The organism is Mediterraneibacter butyricigenes (assembly GCF_003574295.1).
GTDB classification, from domain to species: Bacteria; Bacillota; Clostridia; order Lachnospirales; family Lachnospiraceae; genus Mediterraneibacter_A; species Mediterraneibacter_A butyricigenes.
This window is the reverse complement of sequence record NZ_BHGK01000001.1, coordinates 1,116,942-1,133,047: the sequence shown is the minus strand read 5'-3', so window position 1 is coordinate 1,133,047 and position 16,106 is coordinate 1,116,942. Positions and strand designations below refer to the sequence as shown.

Below are 16,106 nucleotides of genomic sequence, written 5' to 3'. Positions count from 1 at the left end.
TTCATCGATGGATTATTCCAATCGAATGACCAGCCTGTGTGGGATATGCTTCCCCGGCGATGTAGCGCCATGACTTTTGGCAGGGATATGGAGGAACCCTGACCGAAACGAGCGTACCAAAGGGAGCAATACGCCGCTGTGAGATTCAGGGGAGGAACGACACCGGGGAGAACTGGCGAACTGATACCGAAATGATACCGAAACACGACAATCTGATAGGGGGATAGTCTACCCTATTGCTGATACTTCTGGAGATTTTAGACGGCTCTATGACCGTAATTTTGCCGAAAATCGCCCCGAAACTATACACTAAAACGGGAGGAAACGCAATATGCCGAGAATGAGCAAAAAGAGGAAGCATGAGCTTTCTTTTTACCTCAATGACCGGGGGCGTGTCACTTACAACGAATTATGCCGGAAATGCAAGCATGGGTGCAAGCAGAGCTTCCGGGCGGTTGTGGTTGACTGCCCCCGTTATTTATCCAAAAGAGCAAAGAAAAAGGAGGAACACACCGAATGAATTTTGAATTTATGACGATAGGCACACCGTTGCCGCCCTGTATGCCCTTTCCCAGAGCGTTGACAGGATTTCCAGTCAGCAGCACCGCAAAGGTCATGTACTGCCGGATGTTGGACGCTATGCTATCCAACGGACAGGAGGACGAGAACGGAATCCTGTTTATCTGCTTCCCTGTCACAGCCATTGCCGCAGTCCTGTCCCGCAGCCCCATGACGGTCAAGCGTTCTCTGAATGAACTGGAAACCGCCGGACTGATCATGCGAGTGCGTCAGGGCGTTGGAGAACCAAACAGGATTTATGTGCTGATACCGGGAAAGGAGGACGCTGCCCTTGCCTGATACCTCAAAGCTGGAAAAGCTCAACCGAGAGTTGGAAAAGAGTGAAAAGAAACTGCGGAAAGCCATCAATGATGAAAAGGCATTGCAGCACCAGCTAAAGCAGCTTACCCGAAAAGAACGGACACACCGGCTCTGTACTCGTGGCGGTATGCTGGAAAGTTTTCTGCAAGAGCCGGAACGCCTGACAGATGATGATGTCATGCTGTTGTTGACACTCATTTTTCACAGGCAGGACACGCAGGAACTATTGAAGAAACTGCTGGAACGTGAGAAGCCGGAAACCCCTTAGTTTACTAAGGGCGCAATTATACACCACCCAAAGGTTGGTGCATTGCGTTCTCCGAAGGCTCCTTGCCGGAGGGCTGTGATTTTTCGCAGTCATGGTCTGCTCCAAATCATACAGGGGACGCTACGCTTCCCCTGCGCTGGCTACCGCCAGCTACCCTTTTGTGGACTTGTCATCTGGGGACACCTTGCGTTGCAAGCTGTTCCCAGCCGACAAGTTTCATAAAATATGCTATCTTTTCGATAGGCAATAAAGTATAATAAAGTCAGCAATAAATCGGAATTTTACGGTCAGTAAGGAATGCGTAAAGTTATATGATTGTATTATAAGCGATTTGTTAAATTTTTATAACCACTTGTATTTGCCTGCGATTTATGGTATAATATTTTGAAATTTAGAAAGAGGTGGGAAGATGATTAACTTTTCTTGCAAATAAAATCAAAATATGCGGTAGTGCTATACTTTGGCATTATTGTGTCTATTGCAAGAAAGTTATATGTCTATCTTACTCAATATAGTGCTGTTGCCACTTTTGCTTAGTGGTGTTATTTTATGCTATGACGAGCTGCAAGGATAAACTTTCTTGTGGCTCTTATTTTGTTTTGGAGGTGCTTTATGAATAGTGCAGAACAGATAGTTACACATGATTCACTCCGTATAGTGTCGGTTCCTTTTGGTGAAATCTATACGTAGTAAACATTCACCGAACCGACTTTGTATCGTATGACATGCAAAGGAGGATAATATTTATGTCAATGATTAAAATTGAAAACCTTACGTTTTCATATCCGACAAGTTATGATAATGTTTTTGAAAATGTCAGTTTCCAGGTTGATACCGATTGGAAGCTTGGTTTTGTGGGCAGAAACGGACGAGGTAAAACAACCTTTCTGAATCTTCTGCTTGGGAAATATGAGTATAGTGGAAAAATCCTATCATCCGTACAGTTTGATTATTTTCCTTATCCCGTTTCAGATAAGAATCGTATTACAGAGGATATATTGCAGGAGATTTGCCCACTTGCGGAAGAATGGGAACTTATGCGAGAACTTTCTTATCTTGATGTTGATGTCGATGTGCTTTGGCGACCTTTTGAAACACTTTCCAACGGAGAGCAGACAAAGGTTTTGATTGCCGCTCTTTTTCTTAATGAAGGGCATTTCCTACTGATTGATGAACCTACCAACCATTTGGATGCCAAAGCGAGAAAAAGTGTGGCGGCATATCTGAAAAAGAAAAAGGGATTCATCTTAGTTTCTCACGATCGTCGCTTTCTTGACGATTGTGTTGACTATATTCTATCGATTAACCGAGCGAATATCGAAGTGCAAAGAGGAAACTTTTCATCATGGATGTCAAATTTTGAGCGACAGCAAGAATTTGAACTGGCTCAGAACGAACGTTTGCAAAAGGACATCAGACGATTACAGCAGTCGGCAAAACGCGCTGCAGTATGGTCTGAACGTGTAGAAGCTTCCAAAATTGGGGCAGCAGATAAAGGTTATGTCGGTCATAAAGCCGCCAAAATGATGAAGCGTTCAAAATCTATAGAAGCGAGACAACAACAGACAATCGAACAAAAATCAGCATTGCTGAAAAATATGGAAACCGCAGAAGCCCTCAAGATACAACCGCTTAATTACCATACAGATTTGCTTGCATCATTATCGAATGTAGTAGTTTATTATGATGGCATTTCAGTTTGTGAACCCGTTTCGTTTGAAATAAGACAGGGAGAACGCATTGTGCTTGATGGAAAGAACGGCAGTGGCAAAAGTAGCCTGTTAAAGTTGGTAGTCGGGCAGTCCATAGATTATACGGGTACAGTAACACTTGGCTCTGGGCTTGTAATTTCTTATGTGCCACAGGATACATCGTATTTATGTGGAACCCTTTCCGAGTTTGCAGAAGAAAACAACCTTGATGAAAGTTTGTTCAAGGCAATTCTTAGGAAAATGGACTTTGAGCGTGTACAGTTTGAAAAGGATATTAAAGACTTTTCTGGCGGGCAAAAGAAGAAAGTCCTAATTGCGAAAAGCCTTTGTGAAAAGGCACACTTGTATGTATGGGATGAACCGCTCAACTTTATTGATGTGTACTCACGTATGCAGATTGAACAACTCATAACGGAGTTTGCCCCGACCATGCTCCTGGTAGAACATGACAGTGTTTTTCGAGATACTGTGGCAAGTAAAATTGTGAATATCTAAATTGGTTCTTCCGCAATTTTACGTTTTTCGCTTTAATAAAAATGGAGAATGCTGATTTACACTGGCATTCCAGTATTGAAAAATTACAAAATACGGATAATTGCGTAAGAACCTCTAAATTAAAATAATTGTATGGGTTAATTCCAGCTTTACAGAGACTCAAATTCCAGTTTGTAGAATTAAGAAAATCGTAATTTGTGGAGGTAAAATATAGATGAATCAAGGTAGAATTATTGTAATCACAGGTGCGCCGGGGACAGGAAAAACTACAACGGCATCTGCTGTTGCAAAAGAATCAGATTTGGAAAAGTCTGTGCATATGCACACAGATGACTTTTATCATTATTTGAGTAAAGGGGCAATACCACCGCATTTGCCAGAATCAAATGAGCAAAATTTGATTGTCATTGAAGCGTTTTTAGAAGCTGCGAAGCGATATGCTCGTGGTGGATATGATGTAATTGTTGACGGTATTATCGGACCGTGGTTTTTAAAGCCGTGGCAAAGTCTTGTTCGGGAACATTATGAGGTGCATTATATTATTTTAAGGGCAAGTAAGGAAGAAACCTTGAAGCGAGCTGTTGAACGCTCAAAGTTAGACCGAAAGACAAATATCGAATTGGTAGAAACCATGTGGGAGCAATTTTGCAATCTGGGAATATATGAATCGAATGTTATAGATACGACCACTTATTCCATTCAAGAAACTGTTTCCGCAGTACAAGAAAAAATCGCAAGTAGGGCAGCGTTGTTGTCTTAGATTGTTTTGGTGCAATTCCAGTTTGTTAGCTTTACATCGGGTCAACTTGTCCCGAACTTTTACAACTAAATACCCGCCGCTCACACAGTGGCACACCGAGCAGGAAATCTGAAAAAGGTCTCCTGCTTTTTTTCTGCCCAAAATGAGGTGGTAAAACGCCACCCCATCCACCAATTAGCGAAAGGAGGGACACGAAATGCCTTGTCCACACAACGAAATCACGATTGTTCAGCGCAGCCAGCGGCAGTCTGCGGTTGCCGCCGCTGCTTACCAAAGCGGCGAAAAGCTGTTCTGTGAATACGACCAGCAAGTAAAGCACTACCCGGAAAAGCGTGGTATCGTCCACAATGAAATCCTGCTCCCGGCAAATGCTCCACAGGAATATGCAGACCGCAATACTTTATGGAATGCCGCCGAAGCGGTGGAAAAGCAATGGAACTCCCAGCTTGCAAGGCGGTGGGTGCTTACCATTCCCAGAGAGATACCGCCCGACCAGTACGCTGTCCTTGTACGGGAGTTTTGTGAACAGCAGTTTGTTTCCAAAGGCATGATTGCTGATTTTGCCATCCATGACCCCCATCCGCCGGGACACAATCCCCACGCCCATGTCCTGCTGACCATGCGGGCAATGGATGAACATGGAAAATGGCTTCCCAAGAGCCGCAAGGTTTATGACCTTGACGAGAATGGGGAACGGATAAAGCTGCCGTCCGGCAGGTGGAAAAGCCACAAGGAGGATACGGTGGACTGGAACGACCAGAAGTATTGTGAAATCTGGCGGCATGAATGGGAGGTTATCCAGAACCGCTATCTGGACGCCAATGACCGCCCGGAGCGTGTGGACTTGCGTTCCTATGCCAGACAGGGGCTTGATATAGTCCCCACTGTCCATGAGGGGACTGCTGTCCGGCAGATGGAAAAGCGAGGTATCCAGACGAATATCGGCAACCTGAACCGGGAAATCAGAGCCGCCAACCGCCTGATGAAGTCCATCCGGCAGCTTATCCAAAACCTCAAAGGCTGGATTACCGAGCTGGGAGAAAAACGGAAGGAGCTGCTTGCACAAAAGGCGGCGGAGGAAGCGACACTTCTTCCCAATCTGCTGATGAAGTATATGGAGATACGAAAGGAAGAACGGAAGGACTGGACAAGGGCTGGACAGAACCGGGGAACTTCACAGGACTTAAAGGCAGTCAGCGAAGCCCTGTCCTATCTCCGGCAAAAGGGGCTTTCCACTGTGGAGGACTTAGAAGCGTTTCTGGAATCTTCCGGGAAATCAGCCGCAGATTACCGCAATCAGATGAAGCCAAAGGAAGCCCGGAGCAAAGTGATTGACGGGATTCTTGCCAGCCGGACAGACTGCAAGGAATGTAAGGCTGTCTATGAGAAGTACCAGAAGATATTTTTTAAGAAAATAAAGGGGAAATTCAAACAGGAACACCCGGAGGTTGCCCGGTATGAGAAAGCCGCTGACTACCTTGCCAAGCACCCGGACGATAAGGATAAAACGAAAAATGAGTTGCAACAGGAGCAGGAAACGCTTCTCAGCGAAATCGCAGAGCTGAAAGTACCACTGACCGAGGTACAGGAGGATTTGAAGAAGCTGCGGGACATCCGCTACTGGGTACGGAAAGCCACACCCGGCACAGAGGAAAGCAAAGAGCCGCCCAAGAAGCAGCCCATCAAAGAAGTCTTGCAGGATAAGACTGACGAGAAAAAAGCACAAAGAACCGCCCCGGCACAGGAGAAACACAGACAACAGGATATGGAACTTTAACAGGCACTTGCCATTTTCAATTAGAGAATGTCAGGTGCTTTTCTTATTTTCAAGGAGGGATAGATTTGAATGTATTCGAAGCTGTGAAGCAGTCCGTCACAACAAGACAGGCTGCGGAGTATTATGGAATCCATGTAGGTCGGAACGGGATGGCTTGCTGCCCGTTCCATAACGATAAAACCCCAAGCATGAAGCTGGATCGGCGTTACCATTGCTTCGGCTGCGGTGCGGATGGGGATGTGATTGATTTTGCCGCCGCCCTGTATGGGCTGGGAAAGAAAGAAGCCGCCGTACAGCTGGCACAGGACTTCGGGCTTTCCTATGAGGACTGGAAACCGCCGGGAAAGGTAAAAAAGCCCAAGACCCGGCAGAAATCCCCGGAGGAACAGTTTCAGGAAGCAAAGAATCGCTGCTTCCGTATTCTTGCCGATTATCTCCATCTGCTGATGGCATGGAGAACGGACTACGCCCCGCACTCCCCGGAGGAAGCCTTTCATCCCCGGTTTGTGGAAGCCTTACAGAAGCAAGCCCAAGTGGAATATCTGCTGGATGTGCTGCTGTTCGGGGAAACAGAGGAAAAAGCGGATTTGATTACGGACTACGGAAAGGATGTGATACAGCTTGAACAGCGAATGGCAGAACTTGCAGCCGCAGACGCAGCAAGAACTAAAAAACACTATGAACGCCATGCAGCCGCCCCAGAGCGTTGAGGAAATCAAGGCGGGGCTGGAAACCACCGAGAAAGGCGGTGTCCGTCAGAGCATACGGAACTGCCTGACCGTATTCCAACGTGACCCTCTGCTTTCAGGGGCTATCGCATACAACATCCTGACTGACCGCAAGGACATCATAAAGCCCATCGGTTTTCACAGAGAAAGCACCGCCCTGAACGATACGGACATGAAGTATCTGCTTCTTTATCTGGAAGAAACCTACGGGCTTACCAATGAGAAAAAGATTGATAACGCCATCGGGATTGTGGCGAATGAAAACAAGTACCATCCCATCCGGGACTATCTCAATACCCTTGTGTGGGACGGGACAGAGCGAATCCGCTTCTGCCTGCGGCACTTTCTGGGGGCTGACGCAGACGATTACACCTATGAAGCGTTGAAGCTGTTCCTGCTGGGTGCAATCTCACGAGCCTTTCAGCCGGGGTGCAAGTTTGAAATCATGCTCTGTCTGGTAGGCGGTCAGGGGGCTGGAAAGTCCACCTTCTTCCGGCTGCTGGCAGTCCGGGACGAGTGGTTCTCCGATGATTTGCGGAAGCTGGACGATGACAATGTGTACCGCAAGCTGCAAGGTCACTGGATTATTGAAATGTCGGAAATGATGGCAACCGCCAACGCCAAGAGCATTGAGGAAATCAAGTCATTTTTAAGCCGGCAGAAAGAGGTCTACAAGATACCTTATGAAACCCACCCGGCAGACCGCCCCCGTCAGTGCGTGTTTGGCGGCACTTCCAATGCCCTTGATTTCCTGCCCCTTGACCGTTCCGGCAACCGCCGCTTTATCCCGGTCATGGTGTACCCGGAGCAGGCGGAAGTTCACATTTTGGAGGATGAAGCCGCTTCCAGAGCCTATATCGGGCAGATGTGGGCGGAAGCGATGGAGATTTATAAAAGCGGCAGGTTCAAGCTGGCTTTCAGCCCCGCCATGCAGCGGTATCTCAAAGAACACCAGCGGGATTTTATGCCGGAGGACACCAAAGCCGGGATGATACAGGCGTATCTTGATAAATACACCGGGAGCATGGTCTGCTCCAAGCAGCTCTATAAGGAAGCCTTGAACCATGCTTTTGACGAGCCGAAGCAATGGGAAATCCGGGAAATCAACGAGATTATGAACCAGTGCATTTCCAGCTGGCGGTACTTCCCAAACCCAAGAATGTTTTCCGAATATGGCAGACAAAAGGGCTGGGAGCGTGAAAACCCGGCAACGGACTCCGGCAACCCGTCTGAAAAAACGATGGACGGTTTTGTGGAGGTCACAGAACAGATGGAGCTTCCATTCTGAAAAGGACAGCCCGTTGCACCCCCTGTTGTTATCCCGTTGCCGAGCCGGTTGCCGGGAAAAACCCCTTATTTCCGGGCTTTTCTCCCTTATAACAACCAAAACAACAAAAAAATAAAAGAAAAGTATAAATAGTAACCATCGCCAGATTGAGATTGTTTGCAAGGTCTTTTGAAGTCCGTTGCCGGACTTCGTTGCCGACACCCTCTGTCTGGCTATTTTCATGTATGGAGGATAACTGCCTATGGCAAAAAACAAAACAGAGATTCATGTGACCACTGTATTTGACGGGGAGCTTGACGCCACTGATGTGTTCGTCAGCCTGATTTCCCAGAAATACGGAAAGACAAATGCAAAAGAATATCTTGCTAAAAAGAAAGATATAGGCTATAATGAAGATGAGGTTCAAAAGAGCCAGATACCGTCTGGATTGTGTGGGTAAATGGCTATGATGAACGAAATGGAATACAGAACAATCGGTTCGGCACTTGCCGGGGGTTATCGTGCGGCGGTCTATTGCAGGCTGTCAAAGGACGATGACCTGCAAGGCGAAAGTGCCAGTATCGCAAACCAGCGTGATATGCTGGAAAAATACTGCGAAAAGCAGGGATGGGAGGTTGTGGCAGTCTATCAGGACGATGGCTTCACAGGTCTTAACATGGAGCGTCCTGACCTACAGAGAATGTTGAGAGCCATTGAGCGCAGGCAGATCAACCTTGTCATCACGAAAGACCTCAGCCGACTGGGGCGTAATTATCTGCAAACCGGGCATTTGATTGAGGACTTTTTCCCAAGAAAAGGTGTCCGCTATATCGCCATGAATGACGGCATCGACACCCTGCGGGATAACAACGACATTGCCCCGTTCAAGAATATCCTGAACGAGATGTACAGCAAGGATATTTCCAAGAAAGTCCATTCCTCTTATCTTCTGAAAGCGCAGAAAGGACAGTTTACCGGGTGTCTTGCCCCGTTTGGGTATCGGAAAGACCCGGAGGACAAAAACCATCTGCTCATTGACGAGGAAACCGCCCCGATTGTGCGGCTGATTTTCGGATATGCCCTGAACGGTCATGGTCCGAACTATATCCGCAGACGGCTGGAGAAAGAAAAAATCCCCTGCCCTACATGGTGGAACCGGGAACGGGGGCTTCGCAATACCCGCACCAAATGGGAAAAGAAAGACCCAGAAAACGGGCGGTATATGTGGGACTTCTCCGTTATCAAAGACCTTTTGATGAATCCCGTCTACACCGGGGCGATTGCTTCCCAGAAAAAGGACTACCGCTTCAAAATCGGCACGATTGGGGAAAAGAAGCCGGAGGACTGGATTGTGGTGGAGGGACAGCATGAACCGCTGATTGACAGCATGAGCTTTGACATTGTGCAGAACAAGCTGAAATCCCGCCAGCGTCCGGGGCAGACCAATGAAATCAGCCTGTTTGCCGGACTGTTAAAATGCGGCGAGTGTGGGAAGTCGCTGACGGTACGCTACACAAACGCTAAACATCCCCAGCGGATTTACTCCTGCAAGACCTACAATGCCTTTGGAAAGAACCACTGCACCCAGCACCGGATTGATTATGACACCCTTTACAGCCATGTGCTGCGGAAAATCCGGGAATGTGCCAGAGCTGCCCTGATGGACGGGGAAGCGGTTGCCGACCGCCTGACCAATACCTGTGAAGCCGAGCAGCGGGAACAGCGGGAAGCAATGGAACGCTCCCTTACAAGGGACGAGGAACGGATTGAGGTTCTGGACAAAATGGTCATGCGGCTTTATGAGGATATGATTGCAGGGCGTATCAGTGAGCAGAATTTCAACACCATGCTGGAAAAGACACAGACCGAGCAGACGGAGCTTAAAACAAAAGTGTCCGAGGGCAGAAAGCGGCTGTCCGATGAAGTCCAGCTTGCCAATGATGCAAAACAATGGGTGGAAGCCATTCAGGAATACGCCAACATCACAGAGCTGGACGCAGCCACCCTCAACCGCTTAATCAAAGAAATCGTTGTGCATGAGCGCATTGACGAAGATAAAACAAGACACATTTCTATCGAAATTCATTTTAATCTCAAACCCATCCCGGAGGTGGAACAGGTCACTGCCTGACCTGTCCCGCCGGGACGGTTCTCTTAACAACACCATATAGATTTTTTGTACGCCGCCGCCCGCCATCGAGCAGAGTTTTTACACCTAATTGGGGATGAAACAGCTTATGGCCGGTGCTGGTGTAGCCGTAGTCGGCATGGTCCTTGTACCTCTGCTCTCCGGGCTGTTCTCTGTCTAAGCGTTCCTGCATGAAATCCTTGCCGCTCCCGCAGTTCTGCGGGGGCGGCGGAAAGGAGGTTGACACCGTATGGATTTCTTACTTGAAGCCCTGACAAATTGGCTGAAAGAAATGCTGGTGGGCGGTATTATGAGCAACCTTTCGGGGATGTTTGACAGCGTAAACCAACAGGTCGCGGATATATCCGTACAGGTAGGACAGACCCCACAGGGATGGAATGGCAGTATTTTCAATATGATTGAGAATCTGTCAAACTCCATCATGGTGCCGATTGCAGGTGTGATCCTGGCTATCGTGATGACCGTAGACCTGATCCAGATGATTGCAGACAAGAATAACCTGCATGATGTGGATACCTGGATGATTTTCAAGTGGGTGTTCAAATCAGCTGCCGCCATCCTCATTGTCACAAACACATGGAATATCGTGATGGGCGTCTTTGATATGGCGCAGAGCGTGGTGGCGCAGGCGGCAGGGATTATCAATTCGGATGCGTCCATTGACATTTCCTCAGTTATGACCGATCTGGAACCGAGGCTGATGGAAATGGATTTGGGACCGCTGTTCGGACTGTGGTTCCAATCCCTCTTTATTGGCATTACCATGTGGGCGTTGTATATCTGTATCTTTATCGTTATTTATGGCCGTATGATCGAGATCTACCTTGTAACTTCGGTGGCTCCCGTTCCAATGGCTGCAATGATGGGCAAAGAATGGGGCGGTATGGGACAGAATTACCTCCGATCCCTGCTGGCACTGGGCTTTCAGGCGTTTCTCATTATAGTCTGCGTGGCAATTTATGCTGTGCTGGTGCAGAACATTGCTCTGGAAGATGACATCATCATGGCAATCTGGAGCTGCGTGGGCTACACCGTACTGCTATGTTTTACGCTGTTCAAAACCGGCAGTCTCGCCAAATCGGTCTTTCAGGCGCACTAAAACGGAAGGAGGTTTCCACATTGGCTTATGTACCCGTACCCAAGGACTTAACAAAAGTCAAAACAAAGGTCATGTTCAATCTGACCAAGCGGCAGCTTATCTGCTTCACGGGCGGAGCGCTTATTGGCGTACCGCTTTTCTTTTTGCTCAGAAAACCTACCGGAAACAGTGTAGCGGCTATGTGTATGATGCTGGTTATGCTGCCCTTCTTTATGCTGGCTATGTACGAAAAGCATGGACAGCCGCTGGAAAAGATCGTGGGCAACATTCTCAAAGTAGCTGTGATCCGTCCCAAGCAGCGTCCCTACCAGACCAACAACTTTTATGCCGTATTAAAGCGGCAGGAAATGCTCGATAAGGAGGTGTATGACATTGTTCACCGCAATAAAAAAATGGCTGCATCGGATGTTCGGAAAAACCGAGGAAAAAACTGTGCAGCCGGTAAAGACAAAGAAAAAACTGTCCCGCGCCGATAAGAAGCAGATCGAAGCGGCCATTGCCCGCGCTAACCGCACGGACAAAAAAGGAAAATCTGCGCAGGACAGTATCCCTTATGAACGGATGTGGCCGGACGGAATCTGCCGCGTATCGGACAGCCACTACACAAAGACCATCCAGTTTCAGGACATCAACTATCAGCTCTCCCAAAACGAAGATAAGACGGCAATCTTTGAGGGTTGGTGTGATTTCCTCAATTATTTTGATAGCTCGATTCATTTCCAGCTGTCTTTTTTGAACCTTGCGGCATCGGAGGAGACCTTTGCTAACTCCATTTCCATCCCGCCCCAGAGGGACGCCTTTGACAGTATCCGCGAGGAATACACCACAATGCTGCAAAATCAGCTGGCCAGAGGTAACAACGGTCTCATCAAGACCAAATACCTGACCTTTGGTATCGACGCGGACAGCATCAAAGCCGCCAAGCCCCGTCTGGAGCGTATTGAGACCGATATACTTAATAACTTCAAGCGTCTTGGTGTAGTTGCCAGAACGCTGGACGGTAAAGAAAGGCTTTTTCAGCTTCATGCGGTATTCCACATGGATGAACAACTCCCGTTTCAGTTTGAATGGGACTGGCTGGCTCCTTCCGGTCTGTCCACAAAGGATTTTATTGCACCAAGCTCCTTTGAGTTCCGCACCGGCAAGCAGTTCCGTATGGGTAAGAAATACGGGACTGTTTCTTTTTTGCAGATTCTCGCACCGGAACTGAATGACCGTTTGCTGGCTGATTTTCTGGATATGGAAAGCTCGCTCATTGTGAGTATGCACATTCAGTCGGTGGATCAGGTGAAAGCCATCAAAACGGTAAAGCGAAAGATTACCGACCTGGACCGCAGCAAGATCGAGGAACAGAAAAAAGCAGTCCGTGCCGGATACGACATGGACATCATTCCATCTGACCTTGCTACCTACGGCAGTGAAGCGAAAAAACTCTTGCAGGATTTGCAGAGCCGCAACGAGAGAATGTTCCTTTTGACCTTTCTGGTGCTGAACACAGCGGACAATCCCCGTCAGCTTGGCAACAACATCTTTCAGGCAGGCTCTATTGCCCAGAAGTATAACTGTCAGCTGACCAGGCTGGACTTCCAGCAGGAAGAAGGGCTGATGAGCTGTCTGCCTCTGGGTCTCAATCAGATTGAGATTCAGCGAGGACTGACCACCAGTTCCACAGCTATCTTTGTGCCCTTTACTACGCAGGAACTGTTCCAGAACGGGAAAGAAGCCCTGTACTACGGCATCAATGCTCTGTCAAACAACCTCATTATGGTGGACAGAAAGCTGCTGAAAAACCCCAACGGCCTGATTCTGGGTACGCCAGGTTCCGGTAAGTCCTTCAGCGCAAAACGAGAAATTGCCAACTGCTTTTTGCTTACCAGCGATGATGTCATTATCTGTGACCCGGAAGCGGAGTACGCACCTCTTGTTGAGCGTCTGCATGGGCAGGTCATCAAGATCTCACCTACTTCAACCAACTATATCAATCCGATGGATCTGAATCTGGACTATTCGGATGATGAAAGCCCGCTGTCACTCAAGTCTGATTTTATCCTCAGCTTGTGTGAGCTGATCGTGGGCGGTAAGGAGGGCTTGCAGCCGGTGCAGAAAACCATTATTGACCGTTGTGTACGGTTGGTTTACAACGAATATCTCAATGACCCGAAGCCGGAGAATATGCCGATTTTGGAGGACCTTTATAACCTGTTGCGGGAGCAGGAAGAAAAAGAAGCTCAGTACATTGCAACGGCATTGGAAATCTATGTAACGGGTTCGTTGAATGTGTTCAATCATCAGAGCAATGTGGACATTGATAACCGGATTGTCTGCTACGACATCAAGGAACTGGGCAAGCAGCTTAAAAAAATCGGTATGCTGGTGGTACAGGATCAGGTGTGGAACCGCGTTACCATCAACCGTGCCGCCCACAAGTCCACCCGTTACTACATCGACGAGATGCACCTGCTTTTGAAGGAGGAGCAGACCGCCGCCTATACGGTGGAAATCTGGAAGCGATTCAGAAAATGGGGCGGTATTCCGACAGGTATCACCCAGAATGTCAAAGACCTTTTGAGCAGCCGCGAGGTAGAGAACATCTTTGAAAACTCGGACTTCGTGTATATGCTTAACCAGGCAGGCGGAGACCGCCAGATTTTGGCGAAGCAACTGGGGATTTCCACGCACCAGCTTAGCTATGTGACCCACTCCGGTGAGGGCGAGGGCCTGCTGTTCTATGGTTCCACGATCCTGCCGTTTGTGGATCACTTCCCGAAGAACACCGAACTTTACCGCATTATGACTACCAAACCCCAGGAACTGAAAAAGAAGGAGGATGAATGATGATGAACCCCAACATTTTGAATAAAAATCCGCTGATGTTTTTTGACAGGGCGGTAAATGCCCAGCGCAGCCAGCTGCTTACAGTCATGGCCGATGCGGTAAGTGAGTGCCGCACGGCGGCAGATCAGGCAGCCGAACTGAATGAGACCGGTCAGGTGGGGCTACTCCGTCTGGCAGAGGTCTGGAGCACCATCCGTGCCAAGGAAGGTATGGGTGGTCTGGTTCTGGAAGGAACCGAAGCGAAGATCCTGTCCGATGTGGTGGCACAGTTTTATGCCTACCTGTCCGGCTGTATGTTCAACGATCCGGTGGGAATGGCCATTTATGCAGAGCTGCACTACATGATGTCCTCCCTCATGCTGGGAGAATGGTTTGAATAAGGAACCGCGTCTGCGCTTTACTGATGAGGAACGGTCTGACCCTGCACTGGAAAAGCCGATCTGTAAAGCGGAGAAAGCTGCGGCCAGAGCAGATAAGGCGCAGGCCAATATCCCAAAGAAAAAGGTCAGGCAGACGGTCATTGACCCAGATACCGGGAAAAAGACCTCGAAGCTGACCTTTGAGGACAAGAAAAAGCCACCTTCCAAAGTTTCTCAAGGAGTCAGGCAAGCTCCCGTCCATCTGGTTGCGGGCAAGCTCCACAAAGAGATCCGGGAAACAGAGCAGGACAATGTGGGCGTGGAAAGCGCCCACAAGTCCGAGGAGGCGGTGGAGACCGGCGCTTATCTGGTGCGGGAGGGCTATCGCAGCCACAAGCTGAAGCCGTACCGCAAAGCAGCACAGGCAGAGCGCCAACTGGAAAAGGCAAATGTAAATGTTCTGTACCAGAAATCTTTGCAGGAAAATCCCCAGTTTGCCAGCAATCCGCTTTCCCGCTGGCAGCAAAAGCAGGCCATCAAAAGGCAGTATGCCGCCGCCAAACACGCCGGTCAGACTGCCGGAAATACCGCCCAGGCTGCATCCAAAACCGGAAAAGCCGCAAGGACGGTAAAAGAAAAGGCACAGCAGGCAGGGGCGTTCGTCATGCGCCACAAGAAGGGTTTCCTGATGGCAGGGGTTTTGTTCCTCATTACCTGTATGCTGATGAATACCATGTCCTCCTGCTCCATGATGGCGCAGAGCATCGGTTCCGTTCTCTCCGGCACCACCTATCCGTCGGATGACCCGGAAATGCTGGCAGTGGAGGCAGATTATGCAGCCAGAGAAGTCCAGTTGCAGGAGGAAATCGACAACATTGAAAGCAGCCACCCAGGGTATGACGAGTATCGCTATGACCTTGGTATGATCGGCCATGACCCTCATGAGCTGGCAGCATTTCTGTCTGCCGTCTTGCAAGGTTACACCCAGCAGAGCGCTCAGGCAGAGCTGGCGCGTGTGTTTGCAGCACAGTATCAGCTGACGCTTACTGAGGAAGTGGAGATTCGCTACCGCACGGAGACCTCCACCGACCCGGAGACCGGCGAGACCACCTCAGAAGAAGTCCCCTATGAGTATTACATTTTGAATGTGAAACTCACCAGCAAGCCCATTTCCGCTGTGGCGTCGGAGTTACTGACCCCGGAGCAGATGGAAATGTATCAGGTTTACCGGCAGACCATGGGCAATAAGCCGCTGTTGTTTGGCGGTGGTTCCCCTGACATGAGCAATTCCGAGGACTTGACCGGTGTGCAGTTCGTAAATGGAACCCGTCCCGGAAATCCGCAGCTGGTGGAGCTGGCCAAGCGTCAGGTCGGCAATGTGGGCGGCTATCCTTATTGGAGCTGGTATGGCTTTGACAGCCGCGTGGAGTGGTGCGCCTGCTTTGTATCCTGGTGTTATAACCAGGCTGGAAAAAGTGAACCGCGCTTTGCAGGCTGTGAGTGGCAGGGCGTTCCGTGGTTCCAGTCTCATGGACAATGGGGTGCAAGAGGCTATAACAATCTGGCTCCCGGAGATGCAATTTTCTTTGATTGGGATTTGGATGGGACAGCAGACCATGTGGGTATCGTGATCGGTACGGATGGCAGCCGTGTTTATACCGTGGAGGGAAATTCCGGCGATGCCTGCAAGATCAAAAGTTATGACCTGAATTATCAAAGTATTAAGGGCTACGGCCTGATGAACTGGTAACAGACTTTGTGGAAAGGAGTGAACGGTT

Annotated in this window: 16 protein-coding genes; all 16 read left to right on the top strand. The window is 48.9% G+C overall.

Annotated features, from left to right (window positions below):
* Window positions 1–331 precede the first annotated feature (331 nt).
* Window positions 332–520 carry a hypothetical protein gene (locus tag KGMB01110_RS05355; RefSeq protein ID WP_002584330.1) on the top strand — a complete coding sequence of 63 codons (189 nt, stop codon included), beginning with the start codon at window positions 332–334 and terminating at the stop codon, window positions 518–520.
* Window positions 517–858, top strand: coding sequence for a DeoR family transcriptional regulator (locus KGMB01110_RS05350; RefSeq protein ID WP_002584329.1), 342 nt, complete (start codon window positions 517–519; stop codon window positions 856–858). The genes KGMB01110_RS05355 and KGMB01110_RS05350 overlap by 4 nt, the downstream gene beginning before the upstream one ends.
* Window positions 851–1,147 (top strand): DUF3847 domain-containing protein, encoded by a 297-nt coding sequence (locus KGMB01110_RS05345; RefSeq protein WP_002584328.1) that lies wholly within the window; start codon window positions 851–853, stop codon window positions 1,145–1,147. Before KGMB01110_RS05350 ends, KGMB01110_RS05345 begins: the two co-directional genes overlap by 8 nt.
* Window positions 1,148–1,893: 746 nt before the next feature.
* The gene (locus tag KGMB01110_RS05340; RefSeq protein WP_002584327.1) at window positions 1,894–3,354 is read left to right on the top strand and encodes an Lsa family ABC-F type ribosomal protection protein; all 1,461 of its coding nucleotides are present in this window, start codon (window positions 1,894–1,896) and stop codon (window positions 3,352–3,354) included.
* Window positions 3,355–3,568: 214 nt separating this feature from the next.
* Window positions 3,569–4,114: an AAA family ATPase gene (locus KGMB01110_RS05335; protein ID WP_002584326.1), complete on the top strand. Its 546-nt coding sequence runs from the start codon at window positions 3,569–3,571 to the stop codon at window positions 4,112–4,114.
* Between the two features lie 196 nt (window positions 4,115–4,310).
* Entirely contained in the window at window positions 4,311–5,891 is a 1,581-nt protein-coding gene (mobQ, locus tag KGMB01110_RS05330) for a MobQ family relaxase (protein ID WP_002584325.1), read from the top strand.
* Window positions 5,892–5,956: 65 nt separating this feature from the next.
* Window positions 5,957–6,601, top strand: a complete 645-nt coding sequence (locus KGMB01110_RS05325; protein WP_002584324.1) for a CHC2 zinc finger domain-containing protein — start codon at window positions 5,957–5,959, stop codon at window positions 6,599–6,601.
* Window positions 6,570–7,907, top strand: coding sequence for a virulence-associated E family protein (locus KGMB01110_RS05320; RefSeq protein ID WP_002584323.1), 1,338 nt, complete (start codon window positions 6,570–6,572; stop codon window positions 7,905–7,907). The genes KGMB01110_RS05325 and KGMB01110_RS05320 overlap by 32 nt, the downstream gene beginning before the upstream one ends.
* Before the next feature lie 241 nt (window positions 7,908–8,148).
* Complete coding sequence (locus KGMB01110_RS05310; protein WP_002592708.1) at window positions 8,149–8,346, top strand: hypothetical protein; 198 nt, start codon at window positions 8,149–8,151, stop codon at window positions 8,344–8,346.
* Window positions 8,347–10,017 carry a recombinase family protein gene (locus tag KGMB01110_RS05305; protein ID WP_119297779.1) on the top strand — a complete coding sequence of 557 codons (1,671 nt, stop codon included), beginning with the start codon at window positions 8,347–8,349 and terminating at the stop codon, window positions 10,015–10,017.
* A 94-nt stretch (window positions 10,018–10,111) separates the two neighbouring features.
* Window positions 10,112–10,195 (top strand): Maff2 family mobile element protein, encoded by an 84-nt coding sequence (locus tag KGMB01110_RS05300; protein WP_008818023.1) that lies wholly within the window; start codon window positions 10,112–10,114, stop codon window positions 10,193–10,195.
* Between the two features lie 69 nt (window positions 10,196–10,264).
* Complete coding sequence (locus KGMB01110_RS05295) at window positions 10,265–11,134, top strand: VirB6/TrbL-like conjugal transfer protein, CD1112 family (protein WP_002576236.1); 870 nt, start codon at window positions 10,265–10,267, stop codon at window positions 11,132–11,134.
* 20 nt (window positions 11,135–11,154) lie between these two features.
* Window positions 11,155–11,610 (top strand): PrgI family protein, encoded by a 456-nt coding sequence (locus KGMB01110_RS05290; RefSeq protein ID WP_005335865.1) that lies wholly within the window; start codon window positions 11,155–11,157, stop codon window positions 11,608–11,610.
* Window positions 11,567–13,969 (top strand): VirB4-like conjugal transfer ATPase, CD1110 family, encoded by a 2,403-nt coding sequence (locus tag KGMB01110_RS05285; protein WP_119297778.1) that lies wholly within the window; start codon window positions 11,567–11,569, stop codon window positions 13,967–13,969. Before KGMB01110_RS05290 ends, KGMB01110_RS05285 begins: the two co-directional genes overlap by 44 nt.
* Window positions 13,969–14,349 (top strand): DUF3851 domain-containing protein, encoded by a 381-nt coding sequence (locus KGMB01110_RS05280; protein WP_014078550.1) that lies wholly within the window; start codon window positions 13,969–13,971, stop codon window positions 14,347–14,349. Before KGMB01110_RS05285 ends, KGMB01110_RS05280 begins: the two co-directional genes overlap by 1 nt.
* The gene (locus KGMB01110_RS05275; RefSeq protein ID WP_119297777.1) at window positions 14,342–16,078 is read left to right on the top strand and encodes a C40 family peptidase; all 1,737 of its coding nucleotides are present in this window, start codon (window positions 14,342–14,344) and stop codon (window positions 16,076–16,078) included. The genes KGMB01110_RS05280 and KGMB01110_RS05275 overlap by 8 nt, the downstream gene beginning before the upstream one ends.
* The last annotated feature ends 28 nt before the right edge of the window (window positions 16,079–16,106 follow it).

Bases quoted from the DNA above. Each gene is read 5' to 3' on its own strand.
- KGMB01110_RS05355 (WP_002584330.1), top strand. From the start codon at position 332: ATGCCGAGAATGAGCAAAAAGAGGAAGCATGAGCTTTCTTTTTACCTC.
- KGMB01110_RS05350 (WP_002584329.1), top strand. From the start codon at position 517: ATGAATTTTGAATTTATGACGATAGGCACACCGTTGCCGCCCTGTATG.
- KGMB01110_RS05340 (WP_002584327.1), top strand. From the start codon at position 1,894: ATGTCAATGATTAAAATTGAAAACCTTACGTTTTCATATCCGACAAGT.
- KGMB01110_RS05335 (WP_002584326.1), top strand. From the start codon at position 3,569: ATGAATCAAGGTAGAATTATTGTAATCACAGGTGCGCCGGGGACAGGA.
- mobQ (WP_002584325.1), top strand. From the start codon at position 4,311: ATGCCTTGTCCACACAACGAAATCACGATTGTTCAGCGCAGCCAGCGG.
- KGMB01110_RS05320 (WP_002584323.1), top strand. From the start codon at position 6,570: ATGAACGCCATGCAGCCGCCCCAGAGCGTTGAGGAAATCAAGGCGGGG.
- KGMB01110_RS05310 (WP_002592708.1), top strand. From the start codon at position 8,149: ATGGCAAAAAACAAAACAGAGATTCATGTGACCACTGTATTTGACGGG.
- KGMB01110_RS05305 (WP_119297779.1), top strand. From the start codon at position 8,347: ATGGCTATGATGAACGAAATGGAATACAGAACAATCGGTTCGGCACTT.
- KGMB01110_RS05300 (WP_008818023.1), top strand. From the start codon at position 10,112: ATGAAACAGCTTATGGCCGGTGCTGGTGTAGCCGTAGTCGGCATGGTC.
- KGMB01110_RS05295 (WP_002576236.1), top strand. From the start codon at position 10,265: ATGGATTTCTTACTTGAAGCCCTGACAAATTGGCTGAAAGAAATGCTG.
- KGMB01110_RS05280 (WP_014078550.1), top strand. From the start codon at position 13,969: ATGATGAACCCCAACATTTTGAATAAAAATCCGCTGATGTTTTTTGAC.